This window comes from Proteus vulgaris, from assembly GCF_033708015.1.
Taxonomy (GTDB): domain Bacteria; phylum Pseudomonadota; class Gammaproteobacteria; order Enterobacterales; family Enterobacteriaceae; genus Proteus.
Genome location: NZ_CP137920.1, coordinates 2921615 through 2935501 on the forward strand (window position 1 = coordinate 2921615; position 13887 = coordinate 2935501).

A 13887-nucleotide genomic window follows, 5' to 3' on the forward strand; every position below is an offset into this window, starting at 1 on the left:
ATGTCAGGAAAAAGAATTAATCGCGAGAAAAAAACCATTCAAAAAATGGTTCGCCTTTATGCTCATTCGCATCCCGAAGCTGACTCAGATTATTATCAACAATTAATCAATTATTCCTATAATCGATTAGATAAATGTCGCTATGGTGAAGACAAGCCAGCCTGCAAACAATGTCCTATTCATTGTTATCAACCCACTAAAAGAGAAACGATGAAACAAATCATGCGTTGGGCTGGTCCACGAATGTTAATTTACCATCCAATCTTAGCAATACGCCATCTTATTGATGATAGAAAACCCGTTCCTCCACTTCCTGAAAAAAAACGCACTATTCGTTCGACTGAAAAGTAAAATCAGATTTCTTCATGCGGTATAAAACATGCTCAGCTAGTGGATGTGTTTTTTCTAATGCTGGATGAAAGAAATTATCAGACTGATGCATACCTAGTTTTTGCATTACACCTTGAGATGGAAGATTTGACATTGCGGTAAAAGCAACAACCTCGTCTAACGCCAATATTTCAAAAGCAAATTTAAATACTGCTAAAGCCGCTTCGTAGGTATAACCTTTTCGCCAAAATTTCTTTGCAATTCGCCAACCAATTTCTACACAGGGATTAAATGGCAAAGGTGCTACGGGAATATTTAACCCAACAAAACCAATAAACTCTTGAGTTTCTTTTAATTCAACGGCCCACATTCCCCATCCGTTTTGTTGAATAAATTTTTCACGAATAATCTCAACCATATTATCACTTTCCAATTGAGATAAAGTGCAAGGAAAATAGCGCATCACTTCAGGTGAAGAATTGATTTCAGAAAAAAATGGCGCTTTATCACTTTCACGCCATTCTCTTAAGTGCAGTCTGGGAGTATCTAAATTCATCGTTATTCTCTGTTTATATAAAATAAAGACAATAGCGATAAAATAGGATAAATAACGAACAATGAAAAGAAAAATGGTACTTTATTTTTTATTTTCTTTTAGATGATTTTCTACGGGAGCAACAACTTTATCTTTATTTGCATTAGCGCTTTCTTTTATTGAAACAACGCGTTGTTGGGCTACTGACTTTGCTTGATGTTCAACTTGTTCTGATTGCCCAGTAAAAATACCGCCACGCTTAATTGACATACTGCCACAACGACTAGTCCCACGTAACTCACCGTGTTCTAAGATATCTAAATTATTTGCAGCACAGATGCCTTTTACAAAACCATCAATAATAATATCAGGTGCTGTTAATTCGCCTTCAACTTGTCCTGCATGCATAACACGAATAACACCATCTTTGACATTAATATTACCCGCGACTTTACCCCAAATTTGGATGTCGCCTTCAACATTAATATCGCCTTGGAATACCGTTCCTTTTGCAATAATCGTGTATAGTTTTTGCTCTGGCATCGGTTTTTTCTCTTCTGTTATTACTGGTGCAACAGGCTCTATTGCTTTTGGTGTTTCAGTTTTACGACTAAACATAGCAGCTTTTTTTAACCTCAACGTCATAGAATAAATAATAATGCTAAAAATTAGGATTAGAATAATCAAAAACTCACCAGCCATCTGATAACGCCAAAAGGCAATTAAGGCAAGAGTCCAAATTATCCATATCCCGCTAAATATAATGTTTCTCAGTGTTCGCTTATTCTCCATAATTAGCTATATCCTTACCTCCCTGATAATAAATACACTTACGCATTCACCATTCTAATAAATAAGAAGGAAGCATAATGCCAGCAATAAGCCTATTATTACCTTTTAGTTTTTTGATTTGTTCCTTGAGTGAAATAAAGTTTAATTAAGAGATAAAACGATTATTTTAATAATCTACGCTTAATGTGAATAAATCGTGATAATTATCAGTTTATTTAGACCAATATTTTTCATTAAAAATTAACATTTGATACTTAACACCATATTTTTAAGAAAACTTATTCAAAAAAATTCAACATTCAGAAGGACATTTATTGGAGTTTTTTCGAAAAAAAATGAGATACACATCACGATTGCAATGAAAACAAAAAGTAAAGAATAAATCGAATAAGGAGAGGCTGAATTTCTTTGTGTATTATTTTTTTGATTTTATGACTTATTTCATATCATATGGCAATATGTATAATAACCTAACGGTAATATAACGTCAGTTGCATTTTTTTGTTTTTTTCAATTTTTATCTTCTTTATATTTTTATTTTAGACTCATTTTTTTAATATTTTTATAACATTTATTACTCATGTTCATTATACTTTAGAATTTGCAATAAAATTTGTATTTTAAATGCATTTATTATTTTTTACACTGTAAAGAAAAAGATATAATCAACTAACTGTTATATATGAACTTTATTTAACCCTGCATAAAGCGTAAATTATTAATTACATTAATACTCATACAATTACTTAACACTTCACAGAAAAAACCATCTTTATTTAATTTCTTTTTGCAATTTATAAAGAATGTTATTAAATTAACGAAATGACTTATCTTAAATTAGAAAAAAAATATAATGCCTAATATCTAAAAAAAAACCTCACCAAATTAAAGAAAACACTCTCTTTTTTATTTTTAATAACACTCAATAATAAAGAAGTGTTTTTATAAATATTTAGATATTAACCTATATAAAAACACAGTGATACTTATATAATAATTTTGGGCGAAAAATGAATACAATACAATGTGACAAAACCGATCGATATGATTGTGCTATTCAAAAAAGATCTTATTTTTATCCGCAATACCAAATACTAGAAAATGAACAAAAAGCGATCTTTCTTATCAGAAAGAATGCACTTATATTGCAAAACTGTACTGACACAGTGACAAGTAACGAAAACCAAGTTCTCTTTCTACAACAAGGTAGCTATACAATAAAAACACAAGGTGCAGAGCCGACTGATATTATTTATATCCCTCTTTCTGATGATTTCTTAAGAAATTTTATGTCTAAGTACAACGATATCTTATGCCAAATTGAAAGAGAGGACGAGTTTTCTAGTGCCTTCATTTGTTTTCAAAACTCACCCCTTATTCAGTTTTGCAGTAATGGCTTTGAATATCTTACGGCTCAATCTTGCCCTGAAGCCTTCACTCAGTTACGTATTGAAGAGCTTTTAATTCTATTGCTTTCAACTGAACAAGGTGCTGACTTAATGGCGTTATTGCGCCAACTTAGCCACCGTCAAGTTGACCGCTTAAAGATTTTTATGGAAAAAAATCATTTAAAAAATTGGAAGCTGAAACAATTTGCTCGTGAATTTGGGATGGGATTAACAACATTTAAAGAACTTTTTAATCATGTTTATGGCACTTCCCCCAGAACATGGATATGTGAAAGACGAATTATTTACGCACACCAACTGTTACTGACCACTGAAATGAGTATTGTCGATATTTCAATGGAATCAGGCTTTTCAAGCCAATCTTACTTTACACAAAGCTATCACCGTCGTTTTAATATGACCCCAAGTAAAGCGAGAAATATCAAATCAAAATTATAAAAAATCCGACCGAATATCATAATATCTAAAAGCCATTCATAGTTAGAATGATTGAAATTTATTCCTATGAGTGAGCTTTATATCGTGATCAAAGAAAACAAGTATACCCCACAAGCCCATTATTATGACTATTTAGCTTTACTAAAAAAAATGATGGCAACCTGCGATAGAAAAACTGTAGATGATTTATTTGATCTACAGTTTTCTTTCCATTCAAATGAAAATATTGTCACTGCATGTGATGTTAATGAACAACAAATAAAAATACTAGCTCGTGTTTTATGCCGTGAAAGCTTAGATAGTTTATTACAGTCCACTTGGTTTTTACGAAAAAAATACTGCTTTGTTGTTATATCTAAAGAAGAGGTACGTGATGTTGTTAGTTTTGCGCACTCTTTTCATGCAGAGCACCCACATTCAACAATAACCCCCGCAGATTGGGATAAATCATTAAAAGCGACGGTCAATATCAATGAACATATGCGTTTAATTCAAGCCGTCATAAAACCACTTTTTATTTGGTGGATCCAACATATCACTCCCCAGATTTTCATGCTTTATGACACAAAAAGAGAACTTGAATCTCAAATTAAGCAGTGTGAGAATATTAAGTCATTTGAAGAAAAACAATTATCAAATAAAAGTGATTCTTTTTTATCTTTAGATGATATTAATATTAAGCTTAATGCGGATAAAGTTAGACTAATTGTTATTGATGATTTATTACAACAAGATATCCAATTACTTCTCGATAATTGGAGAAATGAACCTATATTTAACGTTAAAATTAACAATACATTAGATTATATTAAAAAAATAACACCAAATTCTGAATTAATAAAACCATTATGGAATATTTTAAACAGCATTCCTGAACATCCTGAAAACTGTCAAAAACTAAAAAATTGGTTACTAGAAAGAGAACTTTGCTTAAAGAATGATGAATTTTTATGGCGATAATACAATTCAGCTCTTCTCTAAATAAAAAGAGAAGAGCTGACATTCTTTTTTAATGATTCTATTTAATATCTAAGATCTCAATTGTCACGATAGACATTGATTCTGGTGGCACTTGTCCAGGAACACCATTTTTCCCATAACCACCACCTGGTTTTATATAAATTTTGGCTTTACCATTGATACCTGCTTTTGCAATAAAGGTATTCAGTGGTAATGGCAGTTGACGGTAAGGTAAGATAAGTGGTTTAGTTTTATCATAACTAATCGTTACAGTACCGTCTGTCAATTCTTCATGCATTGTGAATACAACGGTTTTACCTGTAATTAGAGGCACGGGCTTACCCTGCTTTAATATTTTAAAATAGGTATTATCGTCATACTGTACATAATTTTGTTTTTGGATCTCAGCTAAAATTGATTTATTACGCTGAGCATTATCTTTTCCAATAATCGAATAAGCATAAGCAAGTTGTCCAGCAATCATTTGCCCTTCGCCTGCCATTTTATTAAGCTGATCTTTTAGCGTTTTATTTTCTTTTAAAATATTATTAGTATCTGTATTAACTTTTGCTAACTCTGCATCTTTTGCTTTAAGTTGTGCATTTAGTTTATCAATAGATTCTGTTTGCTGTTGCTTTAATAGACTAATTTGCTGTGTATTTTCTGTATTTTGTTTTTCTAATTGTTCTTTTGCTTCAGCTAATTGAGCACTTAATTTATCTGTTGTATTTTGCTTTTCAGTCAGTTGTTTTTCTAGCAATACTAGCGTTTTTTCACTCTCTGTTTTGCTCGCTGTGGCTTGAGCTAATACAATATTATTCTCTTTAAATTGTGTGTCTAATATTTGATATTTACTCGATAGCTCATTTTGCGCTTTCTCTAACTTGGCGATGAGATTATTTTTATCCGTAATTAAATTATCAATGGCCTTTTCACCAGCAGATAAACTCTTCTTCAAGTCAGCTAATTCATTGACTTTATTATCTAATTGTGATTTTAATTCTGGGATCGCTTTTAATTTCTCATCCACTTGCTCTTTTTGCTGTTGAACAGCTAAAAGCGATTTATTAAGCTGAGCCTGTTCTTGATTGCTTTTTTCAACTTGTGTTTTTAGTTGTGCTATTTCTTTGCGTTGTTCCTCAACAAGTTTGCTATTAGCATCTTGTTGCTTTTCTGCTTCAGCTATTTTTAATGAAAGTTCTTTAGATAAATCTTCACGTTCTGATGTGATCTTCAATAATGTGCTTTGTAATTTATCTATCTCTTTTTTCGCAGAGTCATCTTTTAGCAATCGTTGAGCTTGTGCAAATTGAGTCTGAACATCTTCTTTCTCTTTCTGTATTGTTGCTAATTGATTTTGTACATCTGTGAGTTGTTTAGTTAATTTTTCTTGCTCAGTCGTTATTGTTGATAACGCATTTTCTAATCTTGTTATCTCTTTATTTTTAGCAGCTTCTAAATCAGCTAATGCTTGTTCTTTTTGCTTATTGTGACTATTTAACAATTGCTGTGATTCAGCATATTGAGTTTGTATAGCGTCTTTTTCTTGTTCAACTTTAGTCAGTAGTGTCTGCTTTTCATTTAATTGGCTAATTAACTTATCTTGCTCTACGTTTATACTCTCAAGTGAACTTTGTAATTTATCAATCTCTCTTTTAGCGCTATCATCTTTTAACAGAGCCTGAGCCTGTTGATATTGAGATTCTAATTGTTCTTTTTCTTGCTCAAGTTGAGTATATTTCAGCTCTAAAGCTTTAAGTATTTCCGCTTGTTTTTCAAAATGCTGTTGTTGTTTTGCTAACTCGGTATTTTTTACTGTTGTTGCCTGTAATACGTCCTCTTTTTCAGCTAATTGCTTAACTAATAAGTCACGCTCTTTTTTGGTTGTTTCTAAATCGGTTTGTAACTTAGTAACAGCCTGTTTTAACGTGTTATCAGTTAGTAAGTTATTCGCTGTCGCTAATTTTTCTTCTGTTTCAGCCAGCGTTAATTCGAGTTGTTTTATTTGATTATTTGCATTTTGAATTTTTTCTAAATGCGCTTTTGTTATAGCTTCCTGCTCAGTGTATTTTTGATACAGCGTTTGGTATTGATTTCTCGTATCAGCCAAACGATTTAATAATTCTTTATTAAAAAGCGGCTGTTTATGCTCGAGAAAAGAGCGGTTAAATTGATATGCAAAATGAAAAGGAATGGCTGTAACGGAATAGAATGTTCCAGGAATAATATCTAACAACAAATTGTCATTACGTTTAGGCCTTGCATAGCTCTCTTTTGAATAAAGAGCTAGTGGGTTATAAACTATTGTATTATTTCTGTAGCTATAACGATTAAGATCCTCTGGTGTAAATTGTGGTTTAATCGGAACAAATGAAAGCAACGGCGTTAGATAACGAGTGTAATCATTCTTTAATTTTGAATAATCAGCAGATAACACAGGGCAATTTTCTGCCAGCGTGATATCAGGAGTCTTAACAGGCTCAACTGCCTGATTATCTGTTTTAGCTGGCGCAGAAGGTTTAACTCGTTGCTCTGTTTTTGTTTGTTGAGTCGCTGTTGTGGTGCGGTTTACTCCACGAGTAGCCTGATCGGTTCTCGTTGACGATGAAATTGTAGCAGATGTTTTAGGCTCAATTTTAATTGGCTCTTGTGTTTCAAAATAACGGTCAAAATCTTCAATAACAGAATTAAACTCATTATTAGCAAACGATAGTGTTGGAAACAGCATAAGAGCGAGACAAACACTCTGCTTTAATTTCATAGTAATTATTCACCTAATTTTTTCAATGTCGAATTAACTGACATAATCGACAAATAGCGAACTTTTGCACATAAAACTTCTGTTTTTGATTCAATACTCATTTTTAATAAATCTAAGCTATCTTTACTTGCTGTACTTTGAACACTACGGTACATCGCATTGATTTCGCTAATTTCTTTAAATGAGCTCATCATAGATTGATAGTCAGATGGAGAAAAAGTTTTCAAAGAATCAAGTTGTTTGATACAAGCACTTTGCGGTGCTAGCCCCAATTTTCTTGCATCTACACCACTGTCAGCAGGGTCTACTGCGGATGTCATGGGAATCGGTTGTGCAACAGCAACGGGTTGAGTAGTTGTAACAGGCTGTGTGGTTGCAACAGGCTGTGTAGTTGGCGCTGGCGTTTCAATTGGACGAGATTGATCAGTCCACGCACACCCAGAGAGGGCAAGAACGCTAGTTGCCATAAATACAGCGAGGACATTCTTTTTATTTTGTAATAAGGACATCATTTTTCCTTAATTCCGATCAGTCTTAAATAAAAGCATATGAGTTGTCGCATTTTAAGTCATTTTATTATAATTTTCTATTACCTACTGCATACTAAATAAATAGGCTAACACCCTTGCTTGCAATGAGTGTTCCTATCATTTCATTTGTTTTCTCTTAAAATACTACTTACATCACACTAAAAGTATCAAATCTTGAATATCGGATTGATTTAGTAAAAATGTTGCCATATAAACTGATCGTTTTTATATTGTTGGAATAGTACCAGATAATAAAAAAAATAATAATACTAATTTTATCATTTATTTACACAGTTTACGTGTGAAAAATACGCTTATATTCTGTTGCTGTTTTTTAATACCGAGATAAAATCAAAAAATGAATATCTAATATAGTCACTGATATTCATTTTATCCTTCAAAATAGGAGAACTAAGATGAGTCACTTTAAAATTGGTATCGTTGTCGGTAGTTTAAGAAAAGATTCGTTTAATAAACAAACAGCACATGCCTTAATTAAGTTATTTCCTCAAGAATTTACCTGCCAGTTTATCGATATTGGTACTCTCCCTCTCTATAACCAAGACGATGACAATCACACCCCCTCTTCTGTTATCGATTTTAAACAACAAATAAAAGCGTGCCAAGGCATTATCTTTATCACTCCTGAATATAACCGCTCAATACCTGGTGTGCTTAAAAATGCGATTGACCAAGCCTCTCGCCCTTATGGAACAAATGCTTGGAATAATATCCCCACAGGCATTATCGGTGTTTCAACAGGTAATATTAGTACAGCAATAGCTCAACAACATTTACGTAATTCGTTAGCCTTCTTGAATATGCCAACCCTAAATCAACCAGAATGTTATCTAAAATGGTATGATGGAATGGTTGAGAATGGGCAGTTTTCAGAGAAAACAGCCACTTTTATGCAAAACTGGGTCGATGCCTACGTTGCTTTTGTGAAACAAAATAATCAATAACCAAACTGACTAAAAAGAGCTTGATGTGAAATACATAAGCTCTTTTTCTTTTTTACCATCAGAATTAATATCATTTATTTGGTTATAATACCTCTATGGAAAAATAAAACTTTTAATATTTCATCGATAAAAAGTAACGATATTCATATTAACTTCAATATTAAATAATATAAGACAAAAATAGACCATCTTTAAAAGATATATTTTTATTATTAAAATTAAGAATTATTTATTATATAAACTAAAACAAAGGGGTAAATGGAACCAGATTAGAGATCAAGTTTAATCATTTGTCTTATTATTCTAGAGTTAAAGAATAGCAATAAGATTGTAATCTTATGTAGCATATAAAATTTACAATTTGATAATTATTTTTAATAATTTATATTAGGTTAAAACACTAACCACAATGTGCGATACACCTCTAAATAATGTGCTTCTATAATTGTGATAAACAAAAAAATTAACTATATTACTCATCCATTAAATACTGGCAGGTAAATCATGGATAAAAATTTAAAAGAAATTGAATGCGAAATTGCCGCTCTAAAAATCGTTATCAAATCTTTACTTTCTACACTAAATGACAAACAACGAAGGGATATGCTGGGCAATATATCTATAGTACTTGAGGATACATCGAACAAATACCCCCAGCTCAATGAAGTCATTAACTTAACTGAGCAATATGTGAAGAAGCTTACCCAAGCCTAATGAAAACGATATTTGCTATCGCTATTAATTTTATACCCTAAATTTTATAGGGTGCTCATAGCATCCTATTGATTATTTTATATAAGATATTCAGTAATTTTCCTTGTATTAATGCAATATTAAGTTAAATTTACTCAACATCCACTTTCCATATCTCAAATACCCCCACATTTACTATTCCAATGAAAAATTCGATAAAATTGTCAATTCTTTTATCAATTTAATTTTTTCTTGGATTTAATTAAACAATTAATTAATATGATAAATCATTTATCAAACAGCAATAAACGGTTGTTCTTTTGAGGATCTTATGGAAAAAAAAGTTGTCAATATAGAGTATGAAATTGCGGCAGTAAAAGTCGTTTTGAAAGCGTTGTTATTGACGTTGACAGATAAACAAAAAGAAGTTGTTATCCACGATATAAATAAAACCGTCAATGATGCCTATACCAATCATCCTCAATATCGAGATGTTATAAGTAAAACAGATCAATATATAAAAAAAATGCTCTAGACATTGAAGCTACATTTTTCAGCGCCCTCTCTTTGGTCTTATCTATATTAGAGAGGATATATAACAACATTATTATAAAATCAAATTGCTTCACGCTTTAACATAATCACTGATTGATTGATGATGATCGTTAAAATAGAAAGTACTTTTTGATTAATGCGTATAAACGAAATAACGCTATTATTTATGATTCGTTTAATTGGGGTAATAATTTTCTGTTTTTCACGATGATAATCATCACTTATTGCTAATTAAATACTCAATCAATGGCTAAGTTACACTTATTTCTATGTCTATATCTAAATAACAGGATGAATAATAAGAAGTTAAACTTTATATTTGTTATGTTTATGCGTCTAATGAGTAAAAACTTACCACCTTAGACACATACTTTATAAATTTTCTATATCAACGATGAGCAAGATGGAACTTTTGCACCGATAACTGTAATTCTTCTGTTTGTCTTTCTAATGAAATAGCTGCCGCTGAAACTTGTTCAACTAAAGAGGCATTCTGTTGTGTTACACCATCTATTTGAGTAATAGCCACACTCACTTGACCAATACCTTTACCTTGCTCTTCAGATGCAATAGAGATTTCTTTCATTATTGATGTTACCTGTTTAACGCCTGTCAGGATATCTTCCATCGTTTTTTCCATGTCACTCACTAATCTTGCACCTTTTTTTACACGCGTTGTAGAATCAGCAATAAGGACTTCAATTTCTTTAGCGGCTTTGGCACTATCTCCAGCTAAATTACGGACTTCATTGGCGACCACCATAAATCCTCGTCCGTGTGCTCCTGCCCTTGCCGCTTCTACCGATGCATTTAAAGCGAGTATATTTGTTTGAAATGCAATGTTGTTAATAACATTGGTGATATCTGCAATCTTACTTGCGCTATTAGAAATCCCATCCATTGTCGTTACAACAGATTCAGCTAATTCATTACCTATTTCAACAGTCACTGATGCGGCTTCAGCCAATTCTCTCGCTTGATAAGCATGTTTCATATTCTGGTTAACAGCAGCGGTTATCTCTTCCATACTTGTTGCTGTTTGCTCCAATGCCGTTGCTTGCTCTTCGGTACGAGAAGCCAAGTCGTTATTCCCTTTAGCAATTTCAGATGCACCACGATAAATACTATCACTTCCCATTCGGATCGTACTTACTGCTTCATGCAAATTATTTTGCATATCATTTAATAATGGTATTAATCGCCCAGCACAGTTATTACCAAAAGGCTCTAGTGGCTGACTCAGATCACCTTTTGTAATTTTCACAAAATGTTGGCGAATACTTTCGAGTGGTTTTTGTAACATTGCAACTAAATAGCGATCAGTGAGGATCAGAATAACGCCCCCTAAAATGGCGCTAATGATAATAACAAATTGCGTCACTTCAATAAGCTGATTCACCTCTTCAATAGTGCTATCAATTTTTATATTTGCAACATTATTAAACTTTTCACTCACATTACCTAATTCACGACTCAATGCTGGAGTTACATTTTTTGCATGATGTGTATATTGCTCGATAGTCCCATTGAGTGCTAATTCCATCTGCTTTTTTACGCCTTGTTCAAAAAGCGCTTGCCATACATCCATTAGTTCTTTTGATACTGTTTCATCCATCGGCCCAGGAGAAACAGATTTCATATATGCAATCTGTTTCTCCATATTTTCCATCGCCCGTTGTGCTTGTGTAAAATCGACGTTTTTACCTTCTGCTTTCTCACCAACGAGACGATTTAATCGCGAAGTGAATCGAAAATACTGATCATTTCCCTGACTGAGTGCCGCCATTTGTTTTATTATTTGATTATCAGATTGGTTGCCTTTAGATATTTGTGATAGTGACCATGCGCTATAAAGACTCACACTGCCAAATAACACACATAAAGTCCCCAGTATGATTATCATCATCAGACGAATAGTAATGTTACGAAGTTTCTGCATCGAATTTCTCAACTAACAAGATAAAGTAATCCCAATAGGGCGTAATGTACTCTTATCGACACTTTTTCAATTTATTTTAATTTTTTACTAAATTTTTTTATAAATTGATTTTTTATTTCTTATACACAAAAAGAGTTAGATGAACGAAGCAAAAACGTTACTTATATATCATTTTTTATAATTTAATATAAAAAAAAGAAAATCATTTAAAATCATAACGTTAATATAATCATTGTGATAGAAACAAATAAGGAGAGTTAAAGAAAGGATATTTGAAGGGAAAATAAATTTTAAGGTGTTCTTAATCTATTAATAAAACATGAGAAGGCGCAATGGCTGTCCATTTGACATTTTGCATACATTCTCTAATTAAGAAATAAGCATAAAGGAACAAAATCATGGCGATACAACCTGAATCGCCTATTTAATATGAACAGAATTAAACAACTCTATTTTTATCTAAATATAATCTGAAGCGCTGAAAACAAATATCGTCAAAACAAACTTCCCCATCAGGCTTAAATCCATAACGAGAAACCGTTTTTTCTACCTTTCTTGAATGAGGAAGTAAAATTGTGATGCTTTCAATATTCATTTCATCAAATGCTCTACGAATAATCTCAGCATAAATTATTTTACCTATTCCCCAAAAATTAGGATGAAGAACTAAGGCAAGATCTGCATCATCCCCTTCTTTTTGAAGTCCCCCCCATCCTGCAAACACATCATCAACAACAAATGCCCAAGGACCATATCCATTATCATCCCACTGAGAATCTTTAGCTTTTGCCCATAAAATACTTTTTTCGATATCAAAATCAGGGCTCCCCAGAGGCATTTGTCGTAAAACCGCAGGATGATTATTGAGTTCGACAATATGTAAGGGATCTATTTGTGAGAGTTTTTTGAACTCTAAATGCATATGATTTCCTAAGTAACATAATATGTTAAGTGAAGAATACCTTAATCTTATACTGATAAAAATACACTACATCATATCATCTTATTGTTTTTCAATCCTATTTCTAAAAATAAATCTATGTAAATCAATTTATTGTATAGCCTAAATAGTATAGATAACGAACGCATTATAGCTGAACGGATTAATGAGGCTAGTTATCAAATTAAGGTAGGTAAAGTGTAGGATAAAGCTATTTATTCGGTATGGAAGCGATATAACGATATTGCTGGAAAATTAAATATAAAATATAGGCTAGATATTTTAATACTTACAATAATTATTCGTTCAGCAAACGCTTTTTTACTAATCGTTGATGTGAACCATCTTACTTTCACTAATCTATTAAATAAATTAAGGAACCCTGTATGACAATTTTAGTTACCGCCCAAGAGCAAATTATTGTGGGGGAAGCTCACGTTATTGAAAGCCTAGCTCCTGATGGAGTATTTGCTGCGGTATTTGAAGATGATCGGCAAACTGGTTATTTTTACGCGATTGATGAATCTGTCGATGGTAACCCAATTCAAGATGCTCTCCATATTTATAACGTTGAAAATGTAACAGATAAAAATATTCCTTCTGATATAAAAATAGGTTGGTCAAAAGACAGTAAAAAATGCGTACTTTTAATTAATGGCTATCCGCACGGTGCGTTTGATTTTGAAGCTAAAAATGGATACTGCCGTAGTGGCTTTCCTCCCTCAGTCGGTCACGAGTGGTCTATTTTAGGGCATGAGTGGAATGACGCTGTTGATGACTTTTTTAGATAATTTCTGGATAGGTTTGTTTGAATTTGGAGCGGGCGAAGGGAATCGAACCCTCGTATAGAGCTTGGGAAGCTCTCGTTCTACCATTGAACTACGCCCGCAATTGATTTTACTAATTATACGCCTCCTTGATTGAACGACAATCCCCCTTCTTATTCAAATGATTACTTTATCACCACTCAAAAGATAACCCTTTGTTTTAAAAAACAATAAAGCCACCTTTCGGTAGCTTTATTATTATATCGGTATTCC

At 32.5% G+C, this 13887-nt stretch carries 13 protein-coding genes, 1 tRNA gene and 1 pseudogene; 8 read left to right on the forward strand and 7 right to left on the reverse strand.

Annotated elements, in window-relative coordinates; genetic code table 11:
• Positions 1–351: a nitrous oxide-stimulated promoter family protein gene (locus SB028_RS14070; RefSeq protein ID WP_069367756.1), complete on the forward strand. Its 351-nt coding sequence runs from the start codon at positions 1–3 to the stop codon at positions 349–351.
• Here the strand turns inward: SB028_RS14070 and SB028_RS14075 are convergent.
• Positions 329–886, reverse strand: coding sequence for a GNAT family N-acetyltransferase (locus tag SB028_RS14075; RefSeq protein WP_069367755.1), 558 nt, complete (start codon positions 884–886; stop codon positions 329–331). The two genes, SB028_RS14070 and SB028_RS14075, sit on opposite strands and share 23 nt — an antisense overlap.
• Before the next feature lie 81 nt (positions 887–967).
• Positions 968–1483, reverse strand: a complete 516-nt coding sequence (locus SB028_RS14080) for a bactofilin family protein (protein ID WP_128860467.1) — start codon at positions 1481–1483, stop codon at positions 968–970.
• 1184 nt (positions 1484–2667) lie between these two features.
• Here SB028_RS14080 and SB028_RS14085 point away from each other — a divergent pair.
• Positions 2668–3504 (forward strand): helix-turn-helix transcriptional regulator, encoded by an 837-nt coding sequence (locus SB028_RS14085; protein ID WP_069367753.1) that lies wholly within the window; start codon positions 2668–2670, stop codon positions 3502–3504.
• An 84-nt stretch (positions 3505–3588) separates the two neighbouring features.
• Positions 3589–4464, forward strand: a complete 876-nt coding sequence (locus SB028_RS14090) for a T3SS regulon anti-activator ExsD domain-containing protein (RefSeq protein ID WP_248619862.1) — start codon at positions 3589–3591, stop codon at positions 4462–4464.
• Between the two features lie 58 nt (positions 4465–4522).
• On the opposite strand, the gene SB028_RS14095 is transcribed toward SB028_RS14090, so the two are convergent.
• Both SB028_RS14095 and SB028_RS14100 read right to left on the reverse strand, forming a co-directional pair.
• The gene (locus SB028_RS14095; RefSeq protein ID WP_069367751.1) at positions 4523–7225 is read right to left on the reverse strand and encodes a hypothetical protein; all 2703 of its coding nucleotides are present in this window, start codon (positions 7223–7225) and stop codon (positions 4523–4525) included.
• 5 nt (positions 7226–7230) lie between these two features.
• Positions 7231–7734: a hypothetical protein gene (locus SB028_RS14100; RefSeq protein WP_248619863.1), complete on the reverse strand. Its 504-nt coding sequence runs from the start codon at positions 7732–7734 to the stop codon at positions 7231–7233.
• Positions 7735–8171: 437 nt separating this feature from the next.
• On the opposite strand from SB028_RS14100, the gene SB028_RS14105 reads away from it, so the two are divergent.
• The 3 genes from SB028_RS14105 (at position 8172) to SB028_RS14115 (ending at position 9948) form a co-directional block, all read left to right on the forward strand.
• Positions 8172–8720: an NAD(P)H-dependent oxidoreductase gene (locus tag SB028_RS14105; protein ID WP_318859612.1), complete on the forward strand. Its 549-nt coding sequence runs from the start codon at positions 8172–8174 to the stop codon at positions 8718–8720.
• A gap of 504 nt (positions 8721–9224) precedes the next feature.
• Positions 9225–9434 carry a sigma-S stabilization anti-adapter protein IraP gene (locus tag SB028_RS14110; protein ID WP_069367749.1) on the forward strand — a complete coding sequence of 70 codons (210 nt, stop codon included), beginning with the start codon at positions 9225–9227 and terminating at the stop codon, positions 9432–9434.
• A gap of 310 nt (positions 9435–9744) precedes the next feature.
• The gene (locus SB028_RS14115) at positions 9745–9948 is read left to right on the forward strand and encodes a hypothetical protein (protein ID WP_069367748.1); all 204 of its coding nucleotides are present in this window, start codon (positions 9745–9747) and stop codon (positions 9946–9948) included.
• A 408-nt stretch (positions 9949–10356) separates the two neighbouring features.
• Here the strand turns inward: SB028_RS14115 and SB028_RS14120 are convergent, their stop codons facing one another.
• Positions 10357–11907 (reverse strand): methyl-accepting chemotaxis protein, encoded by a 1551-nt coding sequence (locus SB028_RS14120; protein WP_318859614.1) that lies wholly within the window; start codon positions 11905–11907, stop codon positions 10357–10359.
• A 439-nt stretch (positions 11908–12346) separates the two neighbouring features.
• Entirely contained in the window at positions 12347–12829 is a 483-nt protein-coding gene (locus SB028_RS14125; RefSeq protein ID WP_069367746.1) for a GNAT family N-acetyltransferase, read from the reverse strand.
• 153 nt (positions 12830–12982) lie between these two features.
• On the opposite strand from SB028_RS14125, the pseudogene SB028_RS14130 reads away from it, so the two are divergent.
• Positions 12983–13048: pseudogene (locus tag SB028_RS14130) on the forward strand (integrase); the annotation flags it as partial.
• Between the two features lie 185 nt (positions 13049–13233).
• Positions 13234–13638 (forward strand): DUF2251 domain-containing protein, encoded by a 405-nt coding sequence (locus SB028_RS14135; RefSeq protein ID WP_069367745.1) that lies wholly within the window; start codon positions 13234–13236, stop codon positions 13636–13638.
• A gap of 24 nt (positions 13639–13662) precedes the next feature.
• Here the strand turns inward: SB028_RS14135 and SB028_RS14140 are convergent.
• A tRNA-Gly gene (locus tag SB028_RS14140) sits at positions 13663–13736 on the reverse strand.
• Between the last annotated feature and the right edge of the window lie 151 nt (positions 13737–13887).

Excerpts from the sequence above, each read along its gene's own strand:
- SB028_RS14110 (WP_069367749.1), top strand. The coding sequence starts at position 9,225 with ATGGATAAAAATTTAAAAGAAATTGAATGCGAAATTGCCGCTCTAAAA.
- SB028_RS14095 (WP_069367751.1), bottom strand. The coding sequence starts at position 7,225 with ATGAAATTAAAGCAGAGTGTTTGTCTCGCTCTTATGCTGTTTCCAACA.
- SB028_RS14105 (WP_318859612.1), top strand. The coding sequence starts at position 8,172 with ATGAGTCACTTTAAAATTGGTATCGTTGTCGGTAGTTTAAGAAAAGAT.
- SB028_RS14075 (WP_069367755.1), bottom strand. The coding sequence starts at position 886 with ATGAATTTAGATACTCCCAGACTGCACTTAAGAGAATGGCGTGAAAGT.
- SB028_RS14115 (WP_069367748.1), top strand. The coding sequence starts at position 9,745 with ATGGAAAAAAAAGTTGTCAATATAGAGTATGAAATTGCGGCAGTAAAA.
- SB028_RS14085 (WP_069367753.1), top strand. The coding sequence starts at position 2,668 with ATGAATACAATACAATGTGACAAAACCGATCGATATGATTGTGCTATT.
- SB028_RS14070 (WP_069367756.1), top strand. The coding sequence starts at position 1 with ATGTCAGGAAAAAGAATTAATCGCGAGAAAAAAACCATTCAAAAAATG.
- SB028_RS14120 (WP_318859614.1), bottom strand. The coding sequence starts at position 11,907 with ATGCAGAAACTTCGTAACATTACTATTCGTCTGATGATGATAATCATA.
- SB028_RS14080 (WP_128860467.1), bottom strand. The coding sequence starts at position 1,483 with ATGTTTAGTCGTAAAACTGAAACACCAAAAGCAATAGAGCCTGTTGCA.
- SB028_RS14125 (WP_069367746.1), bottom strand. The coding sequence starts at position 12,829 with ATGCATTTAGAGTTCAAAAAACTCTCACAAATAGATCCCTTACATATT.
- SB028_RS14100 (WP_248619863.1), bottom strand. The coding sequence starts at position 7,734 with ATGTCCTTATTACAAAATAAAAAGAATGTCCTCGCTGTATTTATGGCA.
- SB028_RS14135 (WP_069367745.1), top strand. The coding sequence starts at position 13,234 with ATGACAATTTTAGTTACCGCCCAAGAGCAAATTATTGTGGGGGAAGCT.